21 protein-coding genes and 1 pseudogene are annotated in these 24,545 nt (G+C 71.3%); 9 read left to right on the forward strand and 13 right to left on the reverse strand.

The genetic code is table 11. The annotated features are described in order from the left end of the window. Positions 1-58 precede the first annotated feature (58 nt). The 6 genes from AC529_RS16425 to AC529_RS16450 all read left to right on the forward strand — a co-directional run bounded on the left by AC529_RS16425 (position 59) and on the right by AC529_RS16450 (position 6,185). Entirely contained in the window at positions 59-958 is a 900-nt protein-coding gene (locus AC529_RS16425; RefSeq protein WP_068758245.1) for a cation diffusion facilitator family transporter, read from the forward strand. 188 nt (positions 959-1,146) lie between these two features. Next, entirely contained in the window at positions 1,147-2,391 is a 1,245-nt protein-coding gene (gene nhaA / locus AC529_RS16430; RefSeq protein WP_068758246.1) for a Na+/H+ antiporter NhaA, read from the forward strand. A 146-nt stretch (positions 2,392-2,537) separates the two neighbouring features. Then, positions 2,538-3,959, forward strand: a complete 1,422-nt coding sequence (locus tag AC529_RS16435) for a TrkH family potassium uptake protein (protein ID WP_068758247.1) — start codon at positions 2,538-2,540, stop codon at positions 3,957-3,959. An 18-nt stretch (positions 3,960-3,977) separates the two neighbouring features. Then, positions 3,978-4,646 (forward strand): potassium channel family protein, encoded by a 669-nt coding sequence (locus AC529_RS16440; RefSeq protein WP_068758248.1) that lies wholly within the window; start codon positions 3,978-3,980, stop codon positions 4,644-4,646. 67 nt (positions 4,647-4,713) lie between these two features. Next, on the forward strand, positions 4,714-5,661 hold the full coding sequence (locus AC529_RS16445; protein WP_198156461.1) for a metal ABC transporter substrate-binding protein: 948 nt from the start codon (positions 4,714-4,716) through the stop codon (positions 5,659-5,661). Positions 5,662-5,951: 290 nt separating this feature from the next. Continuing rightward, positions 5,952-6,185 carry a DUF397 domain-containing protein gene (locus AC529_RS16450; RefSeq protein ID WP_068758250.1) on the forward strand — a complete coding sequence of 78 codons (234 nt, stop codon included), beginning with the start codon at positions 5,952-5,954 and terminating at the stop codon, positions 6,183-6,185. Positions 6,186-6,253: 68 nt separating this feature from the next. Here the strand turns inward: AC529_RS16450 and AC529_RS16455 are convergent. Beyond that, positions 6,254-7,085 (reverse strand): annotated as a pseudogene (locus tag AC529_RS16455) (helix-turn-helix domain-containing protein). A gap of 238 nt (positions 7,086-7,323) precedes the next feature. Further along, positions 7,324-7,668, reverse strand: coding sequence for an ATP-binding protein (locus tag AC529_RS21010; RefSeq protein ID WP_232306788.1), 345 nt, complete (start codon positions 7,666-7,668; stop codon positions 7,324-7,326). 604 nt (positions 7,669-8,272) lie between these two features. On the opposite strand from AC529_RS21010, the gene fabG reads away from it, so the two are divergent. The 3 genes from fabG to AC529_RS16475 all read left to right on the forward strand — a co-directional run bounded on the left by fabG (position 8,273) and on the right by AC529_RS16475 (position 11,432). Further along, positions 8,273-9,031, forward strand: coding sequence for a 3-oxoacyl-ACP reductase FabG (gene fabG, locus AC529_RS16465; protein ID WP_068758252.1), 759 nt, complete (start codon positions 8,273-8,275; stop codon positions 9,029-9,031). A gap of 68 nt (positions 9,032-9,099) precedes the next feature. Then, a complete protein-coding gene (locus tag AC529_RS16470; protein WP_068758253.1) occupies positions 9,100-10,302 on the forward strand; it encodes an acyl-CoA dehydrogenase family protein in 1,203 nt (400 codons plus the stop codon). Then, a complete protein-coding gene (locus tag AC529_RS16475) occupies positions 10,299-11,432 on the forward strand; it encodes an acyl-CoA dehydrogenase family protein (protein ID WP_068758254.1) in 1,134 nt (377 codons plus the stop codon). Before AC529_RS16470 ends, AC529_RS16475 begins: the two co-directional genes overlap by 4 nt. A gap of 18 nt (positions 11,433-11,450) precedes the next feature. Here the strand turns inward: AC529_RS16475 and AC529_RS16480 are convergent, their stop codons facing one another. From AC529_RS16480 to hrpA, 11 genes are all read right to left on the reverse strand, one after another. Next, on the reverse strand, positions 11,451-12,350 hold the full coding sequence (locus tag AC529_RS16480) for a serine hydrolase (RefSeq protein WP_394326452.1): 900 nt from the start codon (positions 12,348-12,350) through the stop codon (positions 11,451-11,453). Between the two features lie 192 nt (positions 12,351-12,542). After that, entirely contained in the window at positions 12,543-13,139 is a 597-nt protein-coding gene (locus AC529_RS16485) for an energy-coupling factor transporter transmembrane component T family protein (protein WP_068758256.1), read from the reverse strand. Continuing rightward, positions 13,136-13,819 (reverse strand): energy-coupling factor ABC transporter ATP-binding protein, encoded by a 684-nt coding sequence (locus AC529_RS16490; protein ID WP_068758257.1) that lies wholly within the window; start codon positions 13,817-13,819, stop codon positions 13,136-13,138. The genes AC529_RS16485 and AC529_RS16490 overlap by 4 nt, the downstream gene beginning before the upstream one ends. A 16-nt stretch (positions 13,820-13,835) precedes the next feature. Continuing rightward, a complete protein-coding gene (locus tag AC529_RS16495) occupies positions 13,836-14,426 on the reverse strand; it encodes a biotin transporter BioY (protein ID WP_068758258.1) in 591 nt (196 codons plus the stop codon). A 229-nt stretch (positions 14,427-14,655) separates the two neighbouring features. After that, entirely contained in the window at positions 14,656-15,717 is a 1,062-nt protein-coding gene (locus AC529_RS16500; RefSeq protein WP_068758259.1) for a lactonase family protein, read from the reverse strand. Between the two features lie 118 nt (positions 15,718-15,835). Continuing rightward, complete coding sequence (locus tag AC529_RS16505) at positions 15,836-16,564, reverse strand: thioesterase II family protein (RefSeq protein WP_068758260.1); 729 nt, start codon at positions 16,562-16,564, stop codon at positions 15,836-15,838. Between the two features lie 267 nt (positions 16,565-16,831). Then, complete coding sequence (locus AC529_RS16510) at positions 16,832-17,395, reverse strand: GTP-binding protein (protein WP_068758261.1); 564 nt, start codon at positions 17,393-17,395, stop codon at positions 16,832-16,834. A 10-nt stretch (positions 17,396-17,405) separates the two neighbouring features. Beyond that, positions 17,406-17,768: a DUF742 domain-containing protein gene (locus AC529_RS16515; protein WP_083948355.1), complete on the reverse strand. Its 363-nt coding sequence runs from the start codon at positions 17,766-17,768 to the stop codon at positions 17,406-17,408. A gap of 45 nt (positions 17,769-17,813) precedes the next feature. Beyond that, the gene (locus tag AC529_RS16520) at positions 17,814-18,236 is read right to left on the reverse strand and encodes a roadblock/LC7 domain-containing protein (RefSeq protein ID WP_068758263.1); all 423 of its coding nucleotides are present in this window, start codon (positions 18,234-18,236) and stop codon (positions 17,814-17,816) included. A 46-nt stretch (positions 18,237-18,282) separates the two neighbouring features. Beyond that, complete coding sequence (locus tag AC529_RS16525) at positions 18,283-19,863, reverse strand: ATP-binding protein (RefSeq protein WP_068758264.1); 1,581 nt, start codon at positions 19,861-19,863, stop codon at positions 18,283-18,285. Positions 19,864-20,483: 620 nt separating this feature from the next. Next, on the reverse strand, positions 20,484-24,449 hold the full coding sequence (gene hrpA, locus AC529_RS16530; protein WP_068758265.1) for an ATP-dependent RNA helicase HrpA: 3,966 nt from the start codon (positions 24,447-24,449) through the stop codon (positions 20,484-20,486). Between the last annotated feature and the right edge of the window lie 96 nt (positions 24,450-24,545).

A 24,545-nucleotide genomic window follows, 5' to 3' on the forward strand; every position in this document is an offset into this window, starting at 1 on the left:
AACAGTGGTGACTGAACCATCGGTGCCCGACCGGCGCCGGGCCGGAACGGGAGGGAGCATGGGGCACGACCACCACACCGCCGCGGGAGCGCACCGCGGGCGCCTGCTGCTCGTCCTGGGACTGACGATCGGCGTCATGGTGCTCCAGGTCGTCGGCGGCCTGGCCACGGGCAGCCTCGCCCTGCTGGGCGACGCCGGGCACATGGCGGTCGACTCCTTCGGGATCGCCCTGGCCCTGTTCGCCGTGTGGATCGCGAACCGGCCGTCCAGCGCCGAGCGCACCTTCGGCCTGCAACGGGCGGAGATCCTGGCCGCCGCGGCCAACGCCCTGCTGCTGTTCGCGCTGTGCGGGTTCATCGGCTACGAGGCGGTCCGCCGCCTGATCGACCCCGAGCCCGTGTCCGCCCCCGCCATGCTGGCCTTCTCCGCGGTGGGCCTGGCCGCCAACCTGGTCGCCCTGGTGCTGCTGCACCGCGGCCAGTCCGAGAGCCTCAACCTGCGCGGCGCCTACCTGGAGGTGCTCGGCGACCTGCTGTCCTCGGCCGGGGTCGTGGTGGCCGCCCTGGTCGTCTGGGCAACCGGCTGGGAGCGCGCGGACTCCGTGGCGTCGCTCGCCATCGCGCTGTTCATCGTGCCGCGCGCCTGGCACCTGCTCGACGAGGCCCTGCACATCCTGCTGGAGGCCGCGCCGCGCGACGTCGACCTCGGCGAGGTCCGCCGCCACCTGCGGACCCAGCCCGGCGTCCTGGACGTGCACGACCTGCACGCCTGGACCATCACCTCGGGCGTCCCGGTGCTGTCGGCGCACGTGGTGGTCGAGGACTCCGCCCTCTCCGACACCGGGCGGCTCCTGGACCGGCTGCACGAGTGCCTGTCGCGGCACTTCTCCATCGACCACTCCACCCTCCAGGTGGAGCCGGTGGGGCACGCGCAGCACGAGGGTGCCCGGCACCGGTGACCGCCGGGAGCCTAGGATTGGTCCGCTGACCAGGCGATCGGCTGTTCCCTGGACAGGAGGCCGCGGGCATGGCACAGTTGCCCGGGGCCCGCGGACCCGGTGACCGGGATCGCGTGGTCTGCGCCCTGGTGTGCCGGGAAGTCTGGTCGGCGAGGTGTCCGACGAACGATCGCCCGGAGGGAAGCGGCATGACCACGCACACGACAGGCGGCAGGTTCCGCACGATCGCCGCGCTGCTCCGCTCCGACGTCGTGGGCGGCCTCCTGCTCATCAGCGGGGCCGCCGTCGCGCTGCTCTGGGCGAACTCCCCGTTCGGGCACTCCTACGAGGCGCTGCGGGACTTCTCCTTCGGCCCCGAGGCGGTCCACCTCCACCTCTCGGTGGAGGCGTGGGTGGCCGACGGCCTGCTCGCCGTCTTCTTCTTCGTCGTCGGCAACGAGCTGAAACAGGAGTTCGTCCACGGGGAGCTGCGCAACCCCCGCCGGGCGATGCTGCCCATCGTCGCCGCGCTCTGCGGCATGGCCGTCCCCGCGCTGATCTACTCCGCCTTCAACGCCTCCGACCCGGTCCGGCTGGTCGGCTGGGGCGTCCCGATGGCCACCGACATCGCCTTCGCGGTGGCGGTGCTCGCGATCGTCGGCCGCCACCTGCCCCCAGCCCTGCGCACCTTCCTGCTGACCCTGGCGATCGTCGACGACCTCGGCGCGATCGTGGTCATCGCGGTCTTCTACACCGACCACCTGTCCTTCCCGCCGCTGCTCGGCGCGGCCGCGCTGCTCGCGGTCTTCGGCTACCTGCAACGCGGCCGCGGGCTCGCCGCCCGGCTCAACGCCTCCGCGCTGCCCAACTGGGTGGTCTACCTTCCGCTGGCCTGCGCCGTCTGGATCCTGGTGCACGCCAGCGGGGTGCACGCCACCATCGCGGGGGTGGCCATGGGGCTGCTCATGCGGACTGTGCCGCTGGCCGGTGAGACGGAGGCGCCCAGCCACCGCGTCGAGCACCTGCTGAGCCCGTGGTCGTCGGGTCTGGTGCTGCCGGTGTTCGCGCTGATGTCGGCGGGCGTGGCCTTCGAGGGCGGGCTGGGCGCGCTGTTCGAGGACACCGCCTCGCTCGGCATCCTGGCCGGGCTCGTCGTCGGCAAGACCGTCGGCATCGCCGGCGGCTCCTGGGTGACCACCCGGCTCACCTCGGCCGAGCTGAGCCCGTCGCTGAGCTGGGTCGACATCGTCGGGATGGCCATGCTGGCGGGCATCGGGTTCACCGTCTCCCTGCTGATCACCGAACTGTCCTTCTCCGGCCAGCCGGAGATCCTGGCCCACGCCAAGGCCGGGGTGCTGCTCGCCTCGCTCGCCGCGACGGTGCTGGCCGTCTCGGTGCTGGCGGTGCGCAACGCCCACTACCGCTCGGCGCGCGAGCGCGCCGACTCCTCCTGACCGCTCCGCGGACGTGGGAACCCCGGCGGGTCCGGCGCCGTCCCAGGGAACGCACGTCGACGCGCCCGCTCGGAGCGCGGCGCCAACTTCGATCTTCCGTGCCGATCGCGTCCGGCGATCGCTGTGGTGAGGACGGCGAACTGAGGATGTGGGAGAGACTGCGTGGTCTGCGGAGCTGGACCCTACGCCTGTCGCACCGCCTGCCGCTCGGCTCCAGCGGCCCGGGTGCCGCCCTGTCCCGCGCGGTCTGGGGCAGGCCCGCCCGGGTGCTGGTCCTGCTGTTCGCCTCGGTGATCGTCCTCGGCACCGGCCTGCTGATGCTGCCCGCCTCCCAGCAGGACCCGGGCACCACCACCCTGTCCCAGGCGCTGTTCACCGCGACCAGCGCACTGTGCGTGGCCGGGCTGAGCGTGGTCGCCCTGGGGGACCACTGGTCGCCGCTGGGCGAGGGCGTCATCCTGGCGCTGATCCAGGTCGGCGGCATCGGCATCATGACCCTGGCCTCGGTCCTGGGCCTGGTGGTCATCCGGCGCTTCGGGCTGCGCATGCAGTTGTCGGTGCAGAGCGAGCAGCGCACCCTGAACGTGGGGGACGCCCGCGAGATCGTGCTCCGGATCGTGGCGACCAGCCTGGTCTGCGAGGCCCTGCTCACCCTGGTGCTGGTCCCCCGGATGTGGCTGGCGCACGGGATGGGACTGGACGAGGCGGCCTACAGCGGACTGTTCCACGCGGTGTCGGCCTTCAACAACGCCGGACTGTCCCTCTACGGCGACAGCCTCACCCGCTTCTCCGGGGACCCGCTGATCCTGGGGCCGATCGCGCTGGCCACGGTCCTCGGCGGGCTGGGCTTCCCGGTCCTGCTGGAGCTGCGCAGGCACCTGCGCACGCCGCGGCGGTGGAGCCTGCACACCAAGATGACCGTGTGGACCTCGCTGCTGCTGTTCGTCGGCGGCATGGTCGCGGTGACCGCGCTGGAGTGGGGCAACCCCGCGACCCTGGGGCCGCTGCCGTGGCCGCAGAAGCTGCTCGACGGCGCGTTCCACGGGGTCATGCCGCGCAGCGGCGGCTTCAACGTGGTGGACGTGGCCGCCATGGAGTCGCACACCCTGTTCGTCACCATCATGCTGATGTTCGTGGGCGGGGGGAGCGCGAGCACCGCCGGAGGCATCAAGACCAGTACGTTCGCGGTCATCTGGTTCGTGGTGTGGGCCGAGGTCCGGGGCCATCCGCAGGTCCACGCCTTCGGCCGCAGGCTCTCCTCCGGCGCGGTCCGCCAGGCGCTCAGCCTGACCTTCCTGTCGATGACGGGGATCGCCTTCGCGACGATCTACCTGACCGCGACCTCGCCCTTCACCCTGCAAGAGATCCTGTTCGAGGTGGTCTCGGCCTTCGGGGTGGTCGGCCTGTCCGCCGGCATCACCCCGGCTCTGCCGACCCACGGACAGATCCTGCTGACCATACTGATGTTCGCGGGGCGCCTCGGCCCGATCACCTTCGCCTCCGCCCTGGCCCTGCGGGAGCGCACCCGACGTTACGATCTGCCCGAGGGCCGTCCCATCATCGGCTGACACACCTAGGAGAAACCCGTGCCCCGCAGTACGAGCAACGACCGGCGGGTACTCGTCATCGGCCTGGGCCGGTTCGGCGGCTCCCTCTCCGAGGAGCTGGTCGCCCACGGCTGGGAGGTGCTGGGCGTGGACAACAATCCGCGCCGGGTGCAGTCCTACGCCGACACCCTCACCCACGCCGTCGTCGCCGACACCACCGACGACGAGGCACTGCGCCAGATCGGCGCCCACGAGTTCTCCCGGGCGGTGGTGGCCATCGGCAGCCACCTGGAGGAGAGCATCCTGACCACGTCCCTGCTGGTGGACATGGGCGTGCCGAACATCTGGGCCAAGGCGGTCAACCGGCGCCACGGCCGCATCCTCCAGCAGATCGGCGCCCACCACGTGGTGCTGCCCGAGCACGACATGGGCGAGCGGGTCGCCCACCTGCTGTCGGGGCGGATGCTCGACTACGTCGAGATCGAGGAGAACTTCGCCCTCGGCAAGACCCGCGCCCCCATGGAGATCATCGGCCGCAGGCTGGGCGACAGCGGGGTGCGGGCCACCCACGGGATCACCGTGGTGTCCATCAAGCGGCACGGCGAGTCGTTCACCTACGCCACGGCGGACACCGTCCCCCAGAAGGGGGACATCATCATCGTCGCAGGCAGGACCAACGACGTGGAGCGGTTCGCCGAGCTGCGGTAGCGACAGCCAGCAAAGCGGACATACAACCGAAATTGACAATGGTTTTCACTTTCGTGATGATGGTTCCATGAACTCAGGAATCACGACGAAAGTGATCACCGCCGGTGCCGCGGGCGCGCTGCTGGCCTCCCTGACCGCGTGCTCCGACGGCACCGGCGGGGCCTCGGGGACCCAGGTGGTCACCAGCGTCTATCCACTGGAGTGGCTGGCCTCCCGGATCGGGGGCGAGGCGGTCACGGTCACCAACCTGGCGGAGGCGGGCACGGACCCGCACGAACTGGAACTGTCCCCCCGGCAGATCGGGGCGATCGGCGACGCCGACGTGGTCCTGCACATCGGGGGGATGCAGCCCGCCATCGACGAGGCGGTCAGCCAGCACGCCGCGGACCGCTCCCTCGACGCGGCCGAGGTGGTCGACCTGCTCCCGGCCCCCGAACTGGAGCTCGACGAGCACGAGGAGGACCACGGAGAGCACGGAGAGGAAGAGCACGGCGGCCTGGACCCGCACCTGTGGCTGGACCCCGAGCGCATGGCCGTGCTCGCCGAAGCGCTGACCGACCGGCTGGGCGAGGCCGACCCCGAGCACGCGGACGTCTACCGGGAGAACCGCGATGCGGTCACCGCGGAGCTGGCCGACCTCGGCAGCGCGTACGCCTCCGGCCTGTCCGGGTGCGCACGGCGCGAACTGGTGGTGGCCCACGCGGCGTTCGGCTACCTGGCCGACGCCCACGGTCTGGAGCAGATCGGCGTCACCGGCCTGGACAGCCACACCGAGCCCTCACCGGGCCGGATCGCCGAGGTGGTGCACGCCGTCGAGGAGCACGGCGCCACGACGATCTTCACCTCTCCCCTGACCGACCCCTCCCTCGCCAGGACCGTCGCGGACGAGGCCGGCATCGAGGTCTCGCTGCTGGATCCCCTGGAGAGCCTCACCGAGGAGTCGCCCGGCACGGACTACCCGTCGGTGATGCGGGCGAACCTGGACGCTCTCACCGCCGCGCTGGACTGTTCCTGAGCACTGCGGTCCCCGCCCGCCCTCGTCCGGGTCCATAACAATCGGGTTGCTTCCCCCGCCGGCACCCGTCCTTCTTATCGGTCTTTGTCACTCGATTTCAGAGCATCGCGGCCCCGCGGAACGCGCGCGGGGTCGCCGTGGTCTGCCGCGACCTCAGCCGTTTCACCGGGAAATCACATACCCATGCGCTATCCTGAGCAAAGTCACATGCGAATGCACGTGCATTTGACGATGCAAAGGCATGCGCACAGTGGCAACCCCGCACGAAGACTGACAGAGGGAGCGTGCACATGAACGCTTACAACGGTATTCCCGCCACCGAACTGGGCGACGTCACCTGGCAGAAGAGCCGCCGCAGCAACTCGATCGGCAACTGCGTGGAGATGGCCAGGCTCTCGGACGGCTCCATCGCCGTGCGCAACTCGCGCTTCCCCGACGGTCCCGCCCTGATCTACACCCAGGCCGAGATCAACGCCCTCATCCTGGGGGCGAAGGACGGCGACTTCGACAACCTGCTCGGCTAACCAGCCCTCTCGGTCCCGTGCACACCTGCACTGGGGCCTTTTGTTGTTTCCACCGGCGCCCCGGGGACTCAGTCCTCCAGCTCCCGGATCATCTGCTGCAACAGCTTGCGGGTCTGCTCGGGACGCTCGGCGACGACCGCCAGCCACTCCAGGGCCATGGTGTACTGCTCGACGTCGGAGCGCTTCTCCTGGAAGATGCCCCCGGTGAGCTGCTCCACGTAGACGATGTCGGGCAGGTCGTACTCCGGGTAGCGCAGGATGGTGAAGGAGCCGGTCTCGGCCGCGAACACCCCCTGGTGGAACGGGACGATCTGCAACGTGATGTTGGGCTCGTGGCTGAGCTCGTAGAGATGCTGCAATTGCGCGCGCATGATTGCAGGCGTTCCCACCGGACGCCGCACAGCGGGCTCGTCGATGATCACCCAGAGCTTGACGTTGCGGTTCTTCCGAATGCGCTCCTGTCTGCGCATCCGCGTGGCGATCCGGTCCCTGGCCGTGTCGTCCAGCTTCTTCTTGCCGCCGCGCGTGATGACCTCGCGGGCGTAGTCCTCGGTCTGCAACAGGCCCGGCACGAACTGGGTCTCGTAGACGCGCAGTTGGGTGGCGGCCTCCTCCATGCCGACGTAGGACTGGAACCACGCGGGGAGGGACTCCCCGTACTTCTGCCACCAACCGGGTTCGTTGGCCTCGCGGGCCAGGGTGAGGAAGGAGGCCCGAACGGCGGGGTCCTCCACGCCGTAGAACGTGAGCAGGTCCTCGACGTCGCGGATCTTGAAACCGACCCGGCCCAGCTCGACGCGGCTGATCTTGGACTCGGACCCGCGGATCTTGTAGGCGGCGTCCGCCCGGGAGATCCCCCTTGGACTCGCGCAGCTGGCGGAGCTGGTAGCCGAGCAGTATCCGGCGGACGGTCGGGCCGCTGCCCGGCTCCGGTTGGGCCACGCTCACCGCTGCTGCCTCCCCACCCTCTTGGTCTGGTCGGAACCGGTCACACCGGGACACCGGCCCGTGCACTACCGTTCCAATGGTTACACGATATCGCCAGAGAGTTCAGTTTTTGCGCCGTTCCACGGAGCAGACCGTCCGATGACCGCGCATATCGTCCGGCGTTCCGCCGAACCGCAGTCATATTCTCCGGTCAGCAGAAAAGCGCCCAGACGAATTTGCCTCCGACGGCCGTGCGGACCGCTCCCCAGGTACGGCTGAAACAGGAGACCAGGTGGAGGCCGCGCCCGCTCTCGGCCATGAAGCCCGCCTCCTTCTGCTGGGGGAGCCGGTCACTGCCGTCACGGACCGCGCAGACCAGCTCCGCCCCCCGGCGCAGGGCACTGAGCTGGACGATACTCTCCCGACCGTTTTCGGTGCGGGCGTGGCGCAGCGCGTTGGTGACGAGTTCGGAGACCACCAGTTCCACGTCGCTGGTGTGGTGGGCCATTCCCCAGTCGCGCAGCGCCCCCGCGGCCAGGTCGCGGGCGATCTTCACGGCTCCGTAGTCCGGATTCAGGCGCCACACCAGGCTGTCGTAGCTCGCCGTCCCCGGATGGCTGCCCCAGCAGGGCGTCCCGTTGCGCAGGGCAGGCAGCCACCAGGCCCGTTCCGTCGCGTCGAGAGTCGGCGTGGGTGCTGCTTCCTGTCTCGGCGCCCCCCTGACAGACCTCTGGGTAGATTGTCCGGTCACCGCGGTCCCCTTGCCGTCGTCTCGATCGCTCACAGGTTCGAGGACTATGCAAATGCAAGGTCCGAATGCACGTGCACGAGCCTCCTGAGAGGCATCCTAGAACATTCACGCCCTTCTATCAGTTGAAGTGCGGACAAAAAAGACCGCGATTCCGTCTGCGGGGTTCCGGGCCGGGAACCTTTCCCCGGTGACCCCGCACTCCGAGGAAACACCGGCCGCTCCGCGGCGGCGGCACCGCCCCGCCGCCGCGCGAGGCGCCCGCCCTCCGGCGGGGTGCCGTCCGGAGCGGCGCCGGGAGAGCCACCCCGACATACCATCCGGTCGGTAAGAATGGCTAGGATCGCTTCGACCGCGCACTGGACAGCCCGGACCAGGACCGGTCCGCCTATCGTCACTTGGAGGAGCCACCATGTCCCAGACCCCTCGCGTCGCGATCGTCACGGGTGCGGCACGCGGCATCGGCGCCGCCACCGCCCGGCGGCTGGCCGCCGAAGGGCACGCGGTCGCGGTGCTCGACCTCACCGAGGAGAGCGCCAAGGCCACCGTGGACGCGATCACCGAGGCCGGCGGAAGGGCGATCGCGATCGGCGCGGACGTCGGCGACACCGACCAGGTCGACGCCGCGGTCAAGACGACCGCCGAACGGCTCGGCCCGCCGACCATCCTGGTGAACAACGCCGGCGTGATCCGCGACAACCTGCTGTTCAAGATGACCGACGACGACTGGGACACCGTCATGCGGGTCCACCTGCGCGGCACGTTCCTGATGTCGCGGGCGGCCCAGGCGTACATGACCGAGCAGGGTTGGGGCCGCATCGTCAACCTGTCCAGCAGCTCCGCGCTGGGCAACCGCGGCCAGGCCAACTACTCCGCCGCCAAGGCCGGCATCCAGGGCTTCACCAAGACCCTGGCCATCGAGCTCGGCAAGTTCGGCGTCACCGTCAACGCCGTCGCTCCCGGCTTCATCGCCACCGAGATGACCCGGGCGACCGCCGAACGGATCGGGGTGGACTTCGAGGAGTTCAAGGCCGCCCGCGCCGCCGAGATCCCGGTGCGCCGGGTGGGCGTGCCCGAGGACATCGCCGCCACCGTCGCCTTCCTCGCCAGCGAGGAGGCCGGATACGTGTCCGGCCAGGTCATCTACGTGGCCGGCGGCCCGCTGGACTAGGCGCCGCGGCGGGCGGGCCGCACCGGCCCGCCCGCCGGGCCGCACCGTCTCCCCGGAAGAGGTTCGTCGTGACACCATCCACCGGAACACCGCCGGACGCCGCGGAACTGCGCCGCCGGGTCGCCGAGTTCGTCGCGGAGCACGACCCCGCCGCCACCGACCAGACCGAGTTCCTCGCCGCCCGCTTCGACGCGGGCCTGGCCTGGGTGCACTTCCCCGTGGGCGCGGGCGGCCTGGGCGCTCCCCGCGCCCTGCAGAACGTCGTCGACGCGGAGTTCGAACGCCACGGCTTCGTCCCCGCGGGCCGCGAGGGCCTGGTCATCGGCCTGGGCATGGCCGCGCCCACCATCGCGGCCTTCGGCACCCGGGAGCAGCGGGACCGCTTCCTCAAGCCGCTCTACACCGGCGAGGAGGTCTGGTGCCAGTTGTTCAGCGAACCCGGCGCCGGGTCGGACCTGGCCGCCGTGGGCACCCGCGCGGTCCGCGACGGCGCGGACTGGGTGGTCCACGGCCAGAAGGTGTGGACCTCGCTGGCCCACCGGGCACGCTGGGCCCTCCTGCTGGCCCGCACCGATCCCGAGGTGCCCAAGCACCGCGGGCTGACCTACTTCATCTGCGACATGACCGCTCCGGGCGTGGACGTGCGGCCGCTGCGGCAGATCACCGGGGAGGCCGAGTTCAACGAGGTCTACCTGGACGGGGTGCGGCTGCCCGACAGCCTGCGGCTCGGCGAGGTCGGCCAGGGCTGGAAGGTCGCCCTGACCACCCTGATGAACGAGCGGGTCTCCATCGGCGGCCGTCCCGAGCCCCGCGAGGGCGGACTGATCGGGATCGTCAGCGACCTGTGGCGCACCCGCCCCGAACTGCGCACCCGCGGGCTGCACGAGGAGCTGCTGAGGCTGTGGGTGGCCGCCGAGGCCGCCCGGCTGACCAGGGAACGGCTGCGCCAGCAGACGGCCGTCGGCCAGCCCGGCCCCGAGGGGTCGGCGGTCAAGCTCTCCTTCGCCGAGCTCAACCAGCGCATCAGCGGGCTGGAACTGGAACTCCTGGGCGTCGACGGCCTCACCTACGACGACTGGTCGTTCCGCCGCCCCGACGGGCCGGACCTGCTGGGCCGTGGCGCAGGCTTCCGCTACCTGCGCTCCCGGGGGAACTCGATCGAGGGCGGGACCTCGGAGATCCTGCGCACCGTCATCGCCGAACGCGTCCTGGGCCTGCCCGCCGAGCCGCGCACCGACAAGGACGTCGCCTGGAAGGACCTGCCGAGGTGAGCACATCCGAGCCGAACCTGCTGTACAGCGACGTCGAGCAGGAGCTGCGCGCCAGCGTGCGGCAGCTGCTGGCCGACAGGTGCCCGTGGCGGTCGGTGCTGGACCGGGTGTCGGGTCCGGGAGACCCGGCCGAGGCCGCCGACCTCGCGCTGTGGCGGGAGCTGGCGGCCCTGGGGGTGGCCGGCCTGTCCGTCGCCGAGGACCTGGGCGGGGCGGGCGCCACGGCGCGCGAGAGCTCGGTGGTCGCCGAGGAGCTGGGGCGCGCCGTGGCCCCGGTGCCGTTCCTGGGCAGCGCCGTGCTGGCCACCTCCGCCCTGACCGCGCTGGACGGCCGGGAGCCGGTCCGCGCGCTGCTGGCCGACCTGGCCGCGGGCGGGCGCACCGCCGCTCTGGCGGTGCCGCTGTCCACCGCACCCGGAGCGGACTTCCCCACCCTGGTGCGAGCCGAGGGCGGGACCCTGCACGGAACCGTCCCCGGCGTGGCCGACGCACTCACCGCCGACGTCCTGGTGGTGCCCGCCGTGGCCGCGGACGGCCCCGGCCTGTACCTGGTGGAGGCCGACCGGGCGGTGCGCACTCCCGTGGTGAGCCTGGACCAGACCCGGCCGCTGGCCGAGGTGCGCCTGGACGGGGCCGCGGCGGTGGCGGTGGCCTCCGGGCGGCGAGCGGCCGACGCGCTGGAGTCCGCCCTTGTGGCGGGGGCGGCGCTGCTGGCCGCCGAGCAGCTCGGCGCGGCGGAGTGGGCGCTGGACACGACCGTGGCCCACCTGAAGGAGCGGGTGCAGTTCGGCCGCCCGCTCGGGTCCTTCCAGGCCCTCAAGCACCGGCTCGCCGACCTGTGGGTCTCCCTCTCCCAGGCCCGGGCGGTGGTGCGCAACGCGGCGGGCGCGCTGGCCGACGGCTCGCCGGACGCCCCGCTGGCCGCGGCCCTGGCGCAGGCGTTCGTGTCGGAGGTGGCGGTGCGCGCCGCGGAGGAGGCGGTGCAGTTGCACGGGGGCACCGGCTTCACCTGGGAGTATCCGGTCCACCTGTACCTGAAGCGCGCCAAGAGCTCCGCCATCGCCCTCGGCACGGCCGACCGGCACCGCGCCAGGATCGCCGAACTGGTGGACCTGCCTCCCGCGCCGTGATGCGGCCCGCGCCTGCCGCTAGGCGTCGCCGCCGTCCACCGCGGCGACGACCGTGGCCACGGCGTGCTCGACGCACTCGATCCCGCTGAAGTAGTCGGGGTGGTGGTCGGAGAGCACCGCGATGAGGTACTCGTGGTCGGCGCTCACGACGCGCCCCGCACTGGTGACGGTCCACCGGTCCCCGTCGCTGCTGCGGGGCACCCAGCCGTTCTTCAGCTCCACCGTGTCGCCCTCGCCCGCTGCCGCCGACACGCCCCACGCCTGCTCCGGTGCGACGTTTCCCAGCAGCTCCCGGGCGTAGTCGCGGCTGCGCTCGGACAGTGGGCTCATCCCGGTGAAGACGGCGCGCAGCAGGCGGAGCTGGTCGGTGGTGGTGGTCCGGGTGGCGCCCCACACGCCGCCGGCGCCGGGTTCGGTGGCGTGCAGCCCGAGCCGTTCGTTCCCCGCGACGAACCCCTGGTCGAAGCCGATGCGCGCGTACAGTTCGTCGGCGGCGTCGTTGTCGCTGTAGCGGATCATCTCGGCGGCCAGGCGGCGTTCGTCGGCGGAGAGCTCGCGGTCCTCGTCGTCGGCCTGGAGCAGGAGCAGCGCGAGGATGTTGAGCTTGGCCAGGCTCGCCGTGGCGTAGGTCCGGTCCGCGCCGTAGGAGTAGGTGGCGCCGCTGCGCAGGTCGTGCAGTGCGATCGAGAGCCGGCAGTCCCGTCCGGTGAGGTAGCCGTCCAGGGTGCGGGTGAGCCTGTCGTACTCGTCCGCGCTCAGGGGCGGCGGCTGCGGTTCGGGCTCCGGTGCGGTCTGCTCCGGGGGAGACGGCTTCGTCCGCAGCAGCGGCTCGGGGGAGCGGGAGGCGCCGGGGGAGAACACCGCGAGCACCGTCGTGGCGAGCAGGAAGAGCACCGTCCCCAGGATTGCCCCGCGCAACGGCACGGATTCGGGCGGATGGGCGGGCGACGCCGAACGCTTTCGCATGTCGAAACGCCTTCGAAAAAATGAAACGGGTCCGCGATGCGGACTGGTTCCCCCACCATGCCACAGCGGAGGCGGGCGTTCACCCCGGGAAACGCCGTGTCGTCCCGGGCCGCGGCGGCGCGCGTTCCGGCTCCGCGGGCCGCCCTAGTCGATGCCCCGGGCGTTCATGGCCGCGCCGAGCGCCTCGGCCGAGCGGATCAGGTTCACGATGACCGGCACCACCATGCGGTGGGCTCCGCCGCTGAGGCCCCGCGCCAGGTACGCCTCGCGCGAGGTCCGCCAGGACTGGGCCACCATCGGGATGCAGCGGATGGTCAGCGCCAGCACCAGCCCCACCCGCTCCGGACGCACCCCCACCCGCCGCAGCGGCCGGGCCAGGCGCTCGAACAGGGCGAGCATCTCGCTGACCCGGGTGGTGCGGGTGACCAGTCCGGCCAGCAGCACGGCCGCGGCGAGCTGGGAGCAGACGCGCACCGCGGTCTGTGCGTCGGTGAGGAGGAGGTGGAAGGCCGCGACGACCGCGAGGAACAGCAGCACCGGCCGGAAGGCGTGCCACAGGTGGCCGGCCAGTCCGAACAGCGGGTACAGCAGGACGACGGCGGCCGCGGCCCCCAGCGACACCCAGGGGTCGCCCAGCACCAGCAGCACGGTGACCACGCCCAGCAGGACGAGCAGTTTCGCCCCGGCCGGAATCCGGTACGGCAGCGAGGTCCCGGGGACGTACAGGCCGATCGTGTTCACGAGTGCTGCCCCATCAGGTCGACGTAGTACTCGACGGCGGCCTCGGGAGCGCCGTCGAACACGATCCTTCCGGCGTCCATGACCAGCACCCGGTCGAACCCGGCGAGCGTGTCGAGGTGGTGGGTGAGCAGGATGACCTGCTGGGGCAGGGCGCGCAGGGTCTCGGTGACGATCCGCACGTTGCGCAGGTCCAGCAGGGTGGTCGGCTCGTCGCAGACCAGGACCCGCGGTTCGGTGACCATGACCGAGGCCAGGGCCAGCATCTGCTTCTGCCCGCCGGACAGCAGGTGGGCGGGGTGGTCGCGGTGGTCGGCCAGACCGTGCCGGGCCAGGACCGCGTCCACCCGCTCCTCGATCTCGGCCCGGCCGAGTCCGCTGCCGCGCAGTCCGATCCGCACGTCCTCGGCGACCGTGGGCATGATGATCTGGGTGTCGGCGTCGGAGAACACGAAGCCGACCCGGCGGCGGACCTCCCGGGCGTGCGTGCGGGTGTCCAGGCCGTCGACGAGCACCCGGCCCGCGTCCGGGACGACGAGGCCGTTGAGCATCCGCGCCAGGGTCGACTTGCCCGACCCGTTGGCGCCGATCAGGCCGATGCGGTGCTCGCTCAGCTCCAGGGAGACGCCGTCGACGACCACCCGGTCGCCGTAGGCGTGGGTCACGTTCTCCAGCCGGATCATGGGTCACCAGTCCCGCTCAGGCGACCCGGTTGCCCGCGGGCGGCACCGGGTAGGCGCGGTGCACGCTGGTCGCGATGAGGGTGGCCACGACCACCTTGACGACGTCGCCGGGCACGAAGGCCGCCAGGGCGACCAGGGCGGCGGTCAGGTCCAGTCCGGCGACCAGCGCCATCCAGGGGCCGCCGATCAGGTAGCACACCACGATTCCGCCGGCCAGGTTGATCACCAGGCCGCGCCAGAACCGGTACTTCGGCAGCATGCGGTCGGTGAGCAGGCCGATGAACAGCGCGACGAAGATCCAACTGACGAGGAAGCCGCCGGAGGCTCCGGCGAAGGAGGCCAGTCCTCCTGCCCCGCCGGACAGGATCGGCAGTCCGGCCGCCGCCAGCGCGAGGAAGGTCACGACCGCCAGGACGCCGCGTTTGGCACCGAGGATGCTGGGGGCGAGGACGACGACCAGGGTCTGCAAGGTGATCGGCACGCTGCCGACGGGGATCCCGGGCACCAGGCTCATTGCGGCGAGCAGGGCGGCGAACAGGGCGATGAGTGCGAGGTCGCGCGTGGCCAGGCCGCGGTAGCGGGGGGCGGGCGGTGGGGAGACGGTCATGGGCCACTCCTCGTACTTGTCGGGATTTTGGAGGAAATCTCCAGCCCTATTGTGGCCACTCGACCGTGAGCAGGAGGAATGGGGAGTGGGACAGCTTTCCCGGCGAGGAAGTTGTGGGGACTGTCCAAGGACCTCCCGGGTTTTCCGCACCGTCGTGACCTTCGTCCCGCTCCTGGGGAGGCGGCCCGCCGCGCCGACTGGCGTCGCCTCCCGTCGGCGCGGCGCGGGCTCATCCGGCCTGGGCGGGCAGCACGCACACCGGGGTGGGGATCTCGAAGGTGTGGTGCGGCGGTCGGGGGACACCGTCGTCCGGGTCCACCGCGAGCACCGTCAGCGTCTCGGAGTTCTGGTTGGCCACCACGACGTACCCGTCGACCAGCGCGAAGTGGCGCGGCCAGGCTCCCCCGGTGGGGGTGTCGGCCAGGTGGCGCACCCGGGTCCCGTCGGCCGACACCTCGAAGGTGGCGATGGTGTCGGCGCCCCGGTTGGCGACGTAGAGGCGGCGCTCGTCCGCGGAGAGCGCGATCTCCGCCGGGTAGTTGTCCCCCTCGGCCCCGGTCGCGGGCACGGACTCCACGGCCTCGGCCCGCGCGGCGGCGGGGTCGAAGCGCAGGACGTGCACCCGCGAGTCCAGTTCTCCGGCCACGTACAGGTGGCCGGAGGAGTGCACCGCCAGGTGGCGCGGACCACTGCCCGGCGCCAGGCGGGCCGCGACGTGCTGCGGTCCGGCGGGGCGGTCGGCGGCGGCGTCGAAGGGGAAGCAGCGCAGTTCGTCGGTGCCGAGGTCGACGACCAGGAGGTGGGTGCCGCCCGGGGCGGGGTAGACGCTGTGCGCGTGCGGTCCCTCCTGCCGTTCGGCGTTGGGTCCCGAACCGGTGTGGGTCAGCCGCTGGACCGGTTTCCCGGGAACGCCGTCCGGGCCGAGGGGGTGCACGCTGACGCTGCCGTCTCCGTAGTTGGCGGCGATCAGGTGCCGTCCCGCCGGGTGGGCCAGCAGGTGGCAGGGGTAGGAGCCGTCCGTCGGGGCGCCGCCCAGATCGGCCAGCCGCCGCTGCCCGGTGACGCTGAAGGCGCTGACGCGCCCCTCACCGAGTTCGTTGACCGCGTAGAGCCGCTGCCCGTCGGCGGAGCGGACCACGAACGAGGGGCCGCTGGCCGGGACCGCCAGTTCCGCCTCGGCCAGGGTGCCGCTTCCGGTGTCCAACCAGACGCTCTGCACCCCCGCCGCGCTGCCCGTGATTCCGGAATCGGGTGTGTAGGAGCCGATCCACAGCAGCCGGCGTCGTGTCATCGGGTTCCTTCCGGTTGTCGCACGCCCCCGCCTTCCGGGGCCAGCGACACTCTATGCCGCCGCCCCCGATCCGGACAGTGTCGGTCCGTTCACCGGGGGCGGCGGTCCGGAGGCGTGTTCAGTCCAGGAGGTCCTGGAGCGCCCGGCGCTGGGTGTCGGTGAAGAAGTGTCCGCCGGGCAGCCGCTCCAGGCGGAACGGTCCGGTGGTGTGCTGCTGCCAGGCGCGTAGTCCCTCGTCGGTGACGACGGGGTCGTCGGTGCCGCCCACGACGGTCAGCGGGACGTCCAGCGGCGGTCCGGGGCGCCAGGTGTAGGCGGAGACCGCCGCGAAGTCGGTTCTCATCTCCTCGCCGAAGGCGCGCGCCAGCTCCTCGTCGTGGAGCAGGACCTCGGGGATCCCGCCGTAGTAGTCGGCGACGGCGTGGACCAGGGCGACCGGATCGGTGGGCAGGTCCACCTTCCGCGGCAGGTGCGGCGCGTCCGCCCCGCTGACCACCAGCCGGGTGACCTCCCGCCCGCGCCGCCGCAGTTCCCGGGCGGTCTCGTAGGCCGAGAGCGCGCCCAGGCTGTGGCCGTAGAGGGTGAGCGGGCCGTCGAGGTCCTCCAGCGCGTCGGTCTGCTGCCGGACGTAGTCGGACCACGGGTCGGATGCGGCACCCGTGGCCTTCTGGTGGCGTACCGTGGCGACCCACACGGTGAACCTGTCACCCAGTTCGGCCGCCCAGGGGCGGTAGGCGGTGGGCAGCCCTCCCGCGTGCAGGAAGCAGACGAGGTCGGCCTCGGCGGTCGGTTCGGCGAAGCGGTGCACACCGGGGCGTGTCGACGGGCTGGTCCGTGCCTGGTTCATAGGTTCGGGCCTCGTTTCCCTTTTCTAGACACAACGCCGCAAACCTACCCACTTTTCTTTTGCGGGACACCCGGCGGGGAGAAGGGGCGGTCGCAGGACCGCGCCGCCTCCGGGGCCGCCGGAGCGGGGCGGTCGCCCGCGCGACGGAGCCGACGGACGGGCGGCCCCGTCTGCGGCCCGTGGCCCTCCTCCCCCGTTGCGGGAGGCCACAGGCCCGACGGTGCGGCCGGGCGCCCGTCCCGGACGCGGCTCCGGGCGCGGGGAGGCTCAGTCGGCCTCCCGCTGCCGCTCCCTGGCCCGCGAGAGCGTGTAGCGCAGCAGCGTCTTGAGGACGTTGCCGCTCTCCAAGCGGTCGCGCGCGTCGAACTCGACGATCGGCACCTCGGGGCCGACCTCGACGGCCTCCCGGATCTGCTCGAGGGTGTAGTCCAGCTTCCCGTCGAACTTGTTCACCGCGATGAGGTAGGGGATGTCCTGCTTCTTCTCGAAGTAGTCGATCGCGTCGAAGCAGTCCGCCAGCCGGCGGGCGTCGACCACCACGACCGCGCCGATCGCCCCGCGCACTAGGTCGTCCCACATGAACCAGAACCGCGCCTGCCCCGGGGTGCCGAACATGTACATGATCAGCTCGTCGTCCAGGGTGAGGCGGCCGAAGTCCATCGCCACGGTGGTGGTGACCTTGTCCGGTGTGGCGGAGACGTCGTCGTGGGCGACGCTCGCCTCGGTCATCACCGCCTCGGTGGTGACCGGCGGGATCTCCGACACCGAGCCGACCAGTGTCGTCTTGCCCACGCCGAAGCCTCCCGCGATGACGATCTTGGTCGACGCCACAGAGGGGCGCTTATTGGAAGAGACGTTCGAGGCCACGGAGCGCCCTTTCCAGTACTTGGTTCTCGGACGGGCTGTGCCCGGTGATCGTGGGGTGGATGTAGACGAGTCCCTGGTCGGCCAGGTCGCTGATGAGCACCTGGGTGACGCCCAGCGGCAGCTTCAGCTCCGCCGAGATCTCCGCCACCGAGCGCACCTGCGCGCACAACCGGTAGATCCGCTCCGACTCCGGCATCAGGTTGCGAGGCGGCTCGACCCGTTCGTCCGCGCGGGAGACCAGGGTCTGCACCATCAGCGGATGGCGCGACCGGGTGCGTCCGCCGGTGAAGGTGTACGGGCGGATGCGCGCTCTCCGTCGTCTGCGGTGACTCCTCATGGAAATGGCTTCCTCTTCATCTTTCGCCCAGCGCCGTCACCGGGGTCAGCGGACGATCTCGCGCAGTTCGGAGCGGAGCTGCGGGGTGAGCACGTGACCGGCGTTCTCCACGAGCAGGGTCATCTGGTAGGCGACGATCTTCATGTCGGCTTCCTTGGAGGTCAGCACCGCCAGCGAGGAACCGTCGCTGATGGACATGACGAACAGGTAGCCGTGCTTCATCCGCAGGATGAGCTGCTCGGAGTCTCCCTTGCCGAACATCCGCGCGGTGCCCTCGGCCAGGCTCTGCAGACCGCTGGCGATCGCGGCGAGCTGCTCGGCGTGCTCCTCGGGGAAGTCCCGGGACGCGGTCAGCAGCAGGCCGTCGGAGGAGACCACGATCGCGTGTTCGACGCCTGGCACTTCGGAGACGAAGTTGGAGACGAGCCAGGTGAAGTTCTCAGCGCTCTCACTCAAGCGGTTGTCCATGTCCGTCCTGCTCCTGTTGTGGCGGGGATGTGGCTGCACGGGGCATTCATCGCTCGTTCTCGGTGGCGGCGCGTTCGCCTTCGAGGAACTCCGCGAGGTCCGCGCGGATGCGCGCGGCCCGGCTCTCGGCGTCCTCCGGCTCGTCCGCCGCCTCCTGGACCGGTGTGCCCGGCAGGGGAAGAGGTGTTCGGTTGCTGCGGTGTGCGCCGCGTCGGGGCAGTCCCGCAGCGGTGAAGGCGGGGCCGTCGTCCCTGCTGGGCGGGCGCGGTGTGGGGGAGGTCATGGCGGGCGGGCTCATCGTTGCTGGGGCGGCGGTCACGGTCTCGAACACGGGCTCGGGCTTGGGGCCCTCCTCGCCGACCAGCTCGGTCGGCACGACCACATGGGCGCTGATGCCGCGGAAGGCGCGCGCCTGCAGCTGTACCTGGAACCCGTGCCGGTGCGCGATCCGCCCCACCACGAACATGCCCATGTGCCGGAGGGTGTCCTCGTCCAGGACCGGGGCGCACTGCAAGCGCCGGTTGATCTCCGCGAGCTGGTCCTCGGGGAGGCCGATGCCCTCGTCCTCGACGGTGATGAGCAGGCGCCCGTCGCCCATGCTCTGGGCGCTCATGACGACCTGGGCGTAGTCCGGGGACTTGGCGGTGGCGTTGTCCAGCAGTTCGGCCAGCAGGTGGCTGAGGTCGTCGGACACCCGGCCCTCGATGAAGAGAGGGGGGATCCGGCCCAGGCGGACCCGGTCGTAGTCGCCGATCTCGGAGATCGCCGCACGGCAGACGTCCAGCAGCGAGACGGGCTCCATCTGCGGGTCCCCGGTGTCCTGGCCGGCGAGGATGAGCAGGTTCTCGCCGTTGCGCCGCATCCGGGTGGCGAGGTTGTCGATCTTGAACAGCTTCTCGAGGAGTTCGGAGTCCTCGGTGGTGTCCTCGAGCTCCTCGACGATGTCCAGCAGCGACTCGACCAGGGTCAGGTCGCGCATGGCCAGGTTGACCAGCGCGCTGGTGACGTCGTTCTCGGAGACCTCGAGCCGGTCGCGGTGCGCGTCCTCCTGCTCCTGGACGGCGGGCTGTTCCTGGACCGCGGCCTGCTCCTGGGAGACGGCCTCCTGGACGGCCTCGGCCCGGGGCGCCGTCTCGGCCTGCTCGGCCGCGGGCTCGGGCTCCTGCTGCACGGCGGGCGGCGCCTGGTAGCCGGGGGCGTACTGCTCCGCCGGGGCCGCGGGCGCCGGGGGTGCCGCCGGGTCCTGCTGCCCTCCGTAGGGGGCCGGGGGGTGGCCGTGGGGGGCGTACGGCTGCACCGGGGGGTAGCCGTACGGCGTCGGCGGGAAGTACTCCTGCGGATAGGGCTGGTAGCCCTGCGGGTACGGGTAGCCCTGCGGGTAGGGGTGGTAGCCCTCCTGCGGGGGGTACGGCTGTCCCTGCGGGTAGCCCTGGGGAGCCGGATAGCCGTACGGGACCGCCTCGGAGCCGGGGGAGTGCTTCGGCGTCCTACCGAGCCTGGCGAAGATCCGGGAGAACAGGCGGCGGGTTGTCCCCGACCTCCCGTCACGGGAGGAGTCCGCCTCCGCCTGCGGCGCGTGCGACAGGGGGTGCCCCGTGTGCTCACCTGGTGACGGCACCTGTGCCACGGCACATCTCCTCAATATTGCGGGGGCTGTTTGACATCGGCGGCGCGGTTGCGGTAAGGGCATCCACTCTCACGGGTCGCGCCGTAGCCGGTTGCGTACGGCAGGAGCACCGTGCGCAGGGACGACGGCGTCGGCCACGGGACGTGACCGCCATTCCTGACAGCATGCCGCCTAAATGCTGATAAAGAGTGAATCGGCGGTCACACTAGCACAGAAAAGCCTAGCCCTTCGGCAAAGCCGACGTTTTCCAAGCTGATCGGCGGTGACCGCAACCCACCTTTCCGTCACACTCCGCAACAGCCGGCGGCCGCCCGTCCCGGCTCCGCAGGGCCGCGCCGCAGCGCAGCTCCTCCGGCATTCTTGAAGAGAGGGCACCACTCTCTCACACCGACAGAAGAGTGACACTCGTCACTTTTTCTCGATTCTTTAGACAATCTGGATGCATATGTGCTTGTCGTTCCGTCCAGCCGGAACAGCGAACGCCGCGTACTCTCCTGTCCTTTTCCGGGAAAGCACCGACACCCCGAAGAATTCCACGACGGCCCTCTCCGCCATTTGCCGTTTTCCCGGGAATCGGAATGCCGGGAGCGGCCCCGGCGCCCGCGGCTGCGGGGCGGTGCTCAGCCGCCCCCTCCCGACCGGACCTCGCTGATGGCCTTGAGGATGCGCTTGTCGGAGACCGCGTGGGCGGTGCCCACCTCCTGCGCGAAGTAGCTGATCCGCAGCTCCTCCAGCATCCAGCGGATGCTCTCGTGCTCCGGGCCGGGCGGCACCCCCGGGGGCAGGCTGTCCAGGAGCTGTTGGTACGCCTGGCGCATCTGCGCCACCTTGGCCGTGTTCACCTGGTCCCGCCGGGGGTTGTGCGGCAGCCGGGACAGCCGCACCTCGATCCCCCGCAGGTAGCGGACGAGGTCCCGCAGCCTCCGGTACCCGACGGCGGTGACGAACCCCGGCCCCACCAGCGCGCCGAGCTGGTTCTGGATGTCGGTGACCGACGGCAGCACCGCCAGGCTCGTGGTCCCCTTGAGCTGCTTCTCCAGCCGCTGCGCCGCGGCCAGGATCTTCTCCACCGTGGCGAGGATGTCCATGACCCGCTCGACCAGGTGGACCCGGACGTGCTCACGCAGTTTCGCGAAGGCGTCCGGGTCCCACACCGGACCGCCCGCCTCCGCGACCAGCGCGTCCACGCCGCAGGCCACGCAGTCGTCGAAGAGCGCGGCCACCGAGCCGTGCGGGCTGCGGCTGAGCACCAGCTTGCTCTGGTTGCTCAGGTGGCCCTGGAGGAACCGGGCCGGGGAGGGCACGGTGAGCATGAGCAGCCGCCGGGTGCCCGCGACCATGGCGTGCCGCTGGGCCGCCGCGTTGTCGAAGATGCGCACCCCCACGCTCGTCCCCTCGTCCACCAGCGCCGGATAGCCCCTGATCACGTGCCCGGCGGTGCGGCGCTCGAAGGTCCGGGGCAGCGGACCGAAGTCCCAGGAGGTCAGTCCGGTGCGCTCGATCCCGGCGGCCTCGGCCGAGATCGCCTCGCGCAGCCGCGGTTGCAGGCGGCGGCGCAGCTCCTCCAGGTCCTTGGCCTCGGCGAGGGAGCGTCCCTTCTCGTCCACGGCGCGGAAGGTCATCCGCAGGTGGTCGGGCACCCGGTCCAGTTGCCAGTCGTCGACCGTGACCCGGGGGCCGCCCATCGCGGTGAGCTCCCGGGACAGCGCCTCCAGCAGCGGCTCGGTGCGAGGCCTGAGCCGCTTGAGCACCGCGGCGGCGTGGTCGGGCACCGGGACGAAGCTGCGCCGGATCGCCTTGGGCAGCGACCGCATCAGCGCCGTCACCAGCTCCTCCCGCAGGCCCGGGATCTGCCAGTCGAACCCCTCGGCGCTGACCTGGTTGAGCACCTTCAGCGGGATGTGCACGGTCACCCCGTCGGCCGCCTCCCCCGGCTCGAACTGGTAGGTGAGCCGGAAGCGGTGCTCGCCCTGCTGCCAGAAGTCCGGGTAGTCCTCCTCGGTGACCTCGCCCGCCGCGTCGCTGACCAGCATCGACCGGTCGAAGTGCAGCAGGCGGGGCTGGGTGCGGCGCACCCGCTTCCACCAACTGTCGAAGTGGCGGACCGAGACCACCTCGGCGCCGACGCGCTGGTCGTAGAAGTCGAACAGGACCTCGTCGTCGACGAGGATGTCGCGGCGGCGGGCGCGGTGCTCCAGGTCCTCGACCTCTTCCAGGAGCCTGCGGTTGGCGTGGAAGAACTCGTGCCGGGTGTCCCACTCCCCCTGCACCAAGGCGTTCCGGAGGAACAGCTCCCGCGCCGTCTTCGGGTCGATGCGGCCGTAGTCGACCTTGCGCTGCGTGACGAGCGGCACCCCGTACAGCGTCACCCGTTCGTAGGCCATGACCGCGCCCCGCCGCTTCTCCCAGTGCGGTTCGCTGTAGGTGCGTTTGACCAGGTGGCCGGCGAGCTCCTCCACCCACTCGGGTTCGATCCGGGCGTTGACGCGCGCCCACAGCCGCGAGGTCTCCACCAGCTCGGCCGACATCACCCACCGCGGCTGCTTCTTGAACAGCGCCGAGCCGGGGAAGATCGCGAAGCGGGCGCCCCTCGCCCCCAGGTACTCGTGCTTCTCGGGGTCCTTCAGCCCGATGTGGGAGAGCAGGCCCGACAGCAGGGACAGGTGGATGCGCTTGGAGTCGGCGGGCGCGGTGTTGACCTCGATGCCCAGGGACCGCACGATCTGCTTGAGCTGGGAGTAGATGTCCTGCCACTCCCGTACCCGCAGGTAGTTGAGGAACTCCTCGCGGCACATGCGCCGGAACTGGTTGCCCGACAGCTCCTGCTGCCGCTCGCGCAGGTGGTTCCAGAGGTTCAGGTAGGCCAGGAAGTCCGACTCCGGGTCGGCGAAGCGGGCGTGCTTCTGGGCCGCGGCCTGCTGCTGCTCGACCGGGCGCTCCCGCGGGTCCTGGATGGACAGCGCCGCGGTGATGACCATGACCTCGTGCACGCAGCCGTTGCGTTCGGCCTCCAGGACCATCCGGCCCAGCCGCGGGTCGATGGGCAGTTGGGCGAGCCTGCGGCCCAGCGGGGTGAGCCGGGTCCGCCCGTCCTCCGCCTGTTGCAGCGCGCCCAGTTCGGTGAGCAGCGCGACACCGTCCTTGACCTGGCGCCGGTCGGGGCCGTCCACGAACGGGAACTCCGCGACGTCGCCGAGCCCGAGCGCGGCCATCTGCAGGATGACCGAGGCCAGGTTGGTGCGCAGGATCTCGGGGTCGGTGAACTCCGGGCGGGAGAGGAAGTCCTCCTCCGAGTACAGCCGGATGCAGACGCCCTCCGCGACCCGGCCGCAGCGGCCCTTGCGCTGGTTGGCCGACGCCTGCGAGATCCGCTCGATCGGCAGCCGCTGCACCTTGGTGCGGTGGCTGTAGCGGGAGATGCGGGCGGTTCCGGGGTCCACCACGTACCTGATGCCCGGGACCGTCAGCGAGGTCTCGGCCACGTTGGTGGCCAGCACGACGCGCCGCCGGGAGTGCGGCCGGAACACGCGCTGCTGCTCCGCCGCGGACAGCCGCGCGTACAGCGGCAGGATGTCCACGGCCTGCGGGCTGCCCTCGGGGTAGCGGCGGGCCAGGTGCTTGCCGAGCGCCTCGGCGGTGTCGCGGATCTCGCGTTCGCCGCTGAGGAAGACCAGGATGTCGCCGGGGCCCTCGGCGCACAGCTCGTCCACGGCGTCGCAGATGCCCTGGATCTGGTCGCGGTCGTCGGTGACGGCGTTGGCGTCGGCGTCGTCGTCCACCAGCGCCTCGGCGGCCAACGGCCGGTAGCGCACCTCCACCGGGTAGGTGCGGCCCGAGACCTCGATGATGGGCGCGTCGTCGAAGTGCCGGGAGAAGCGCTCGGGGTCGATGGTGGCCGAGGTGATGATCACCTTCAGGTCGGGGCGGCGGGGCAGCAGCCGCTTGAGGTAGCCGAGGATGAAGTCGATGTTGAGGCTGCGCTCGTGGGCCTCGTCGATGATGAGGGTGTCGTAGTCGCGCAGCATCCGGTCCCGCTGGATCTCGGCCAGCAGGATGCCGTCGGTCATCAGCTTGACCAGGGTGTTGTCGCTGGAGGTGTCGGTGAAGCGGACCTTGTAGCCGACGCCCTCGCCCAGCGTGGTGCCCAACTCCTCGGCGATGCGCTCGGCGACGGTGCGCGCGGCCAGCCGCCGCGGCTGGGTGTGGCCGATCTGTCCGAGGACTCCCCGCCCCAGTTCCAGGCAGATCTTGGGGAGCTGGGTGGTCTTGCCGGATCCGGTCTCCCCCGCCACGACCACCACCTGGTGGTCGCGCACCGCGGCGAGGATGTCGTCCTTGCGCTGGCTGATCGGCAGCTCGGGCGGGTAGTCGATCGAGGGGAAGGCCGAGCGGCGCCGTTCGACCCTGGCCTCGCAGTCGTCGATGTCGGCGCTGATCTCCGCGGCGACGGAGCGGCGTCGGTCGAGGTCGCGGATCTTCTCCGCGCCGTCGATGCGGCGGCGCAGTCGGTGGCGGTCGCGCGGCATGAGGCCGGGCAGGCGGCGCCGCAGGTCGGCAAGCGGGGATTTCACGGACGGCGTTTTCATCGCACAGCCAGCATAGGCACCGTGCCAACCGGTTTTTCCCGGGCGGCCCGGGTCGCACCGCGGTGTCGGGGCCGCCCCCGGGGGACCGGAAGCGGG

The organism is Thermobifida cellulosilytica TB100 (genome assembly GCF_001517975.1).
In the GTDB taxonomy this organism is placed as follows: Bacteria; Actinomycetota; Actinomycetes; order Streptosporangiales; family Streptosporangiaceae; genus Thermobifida; species Thermobifida cellulosilytica.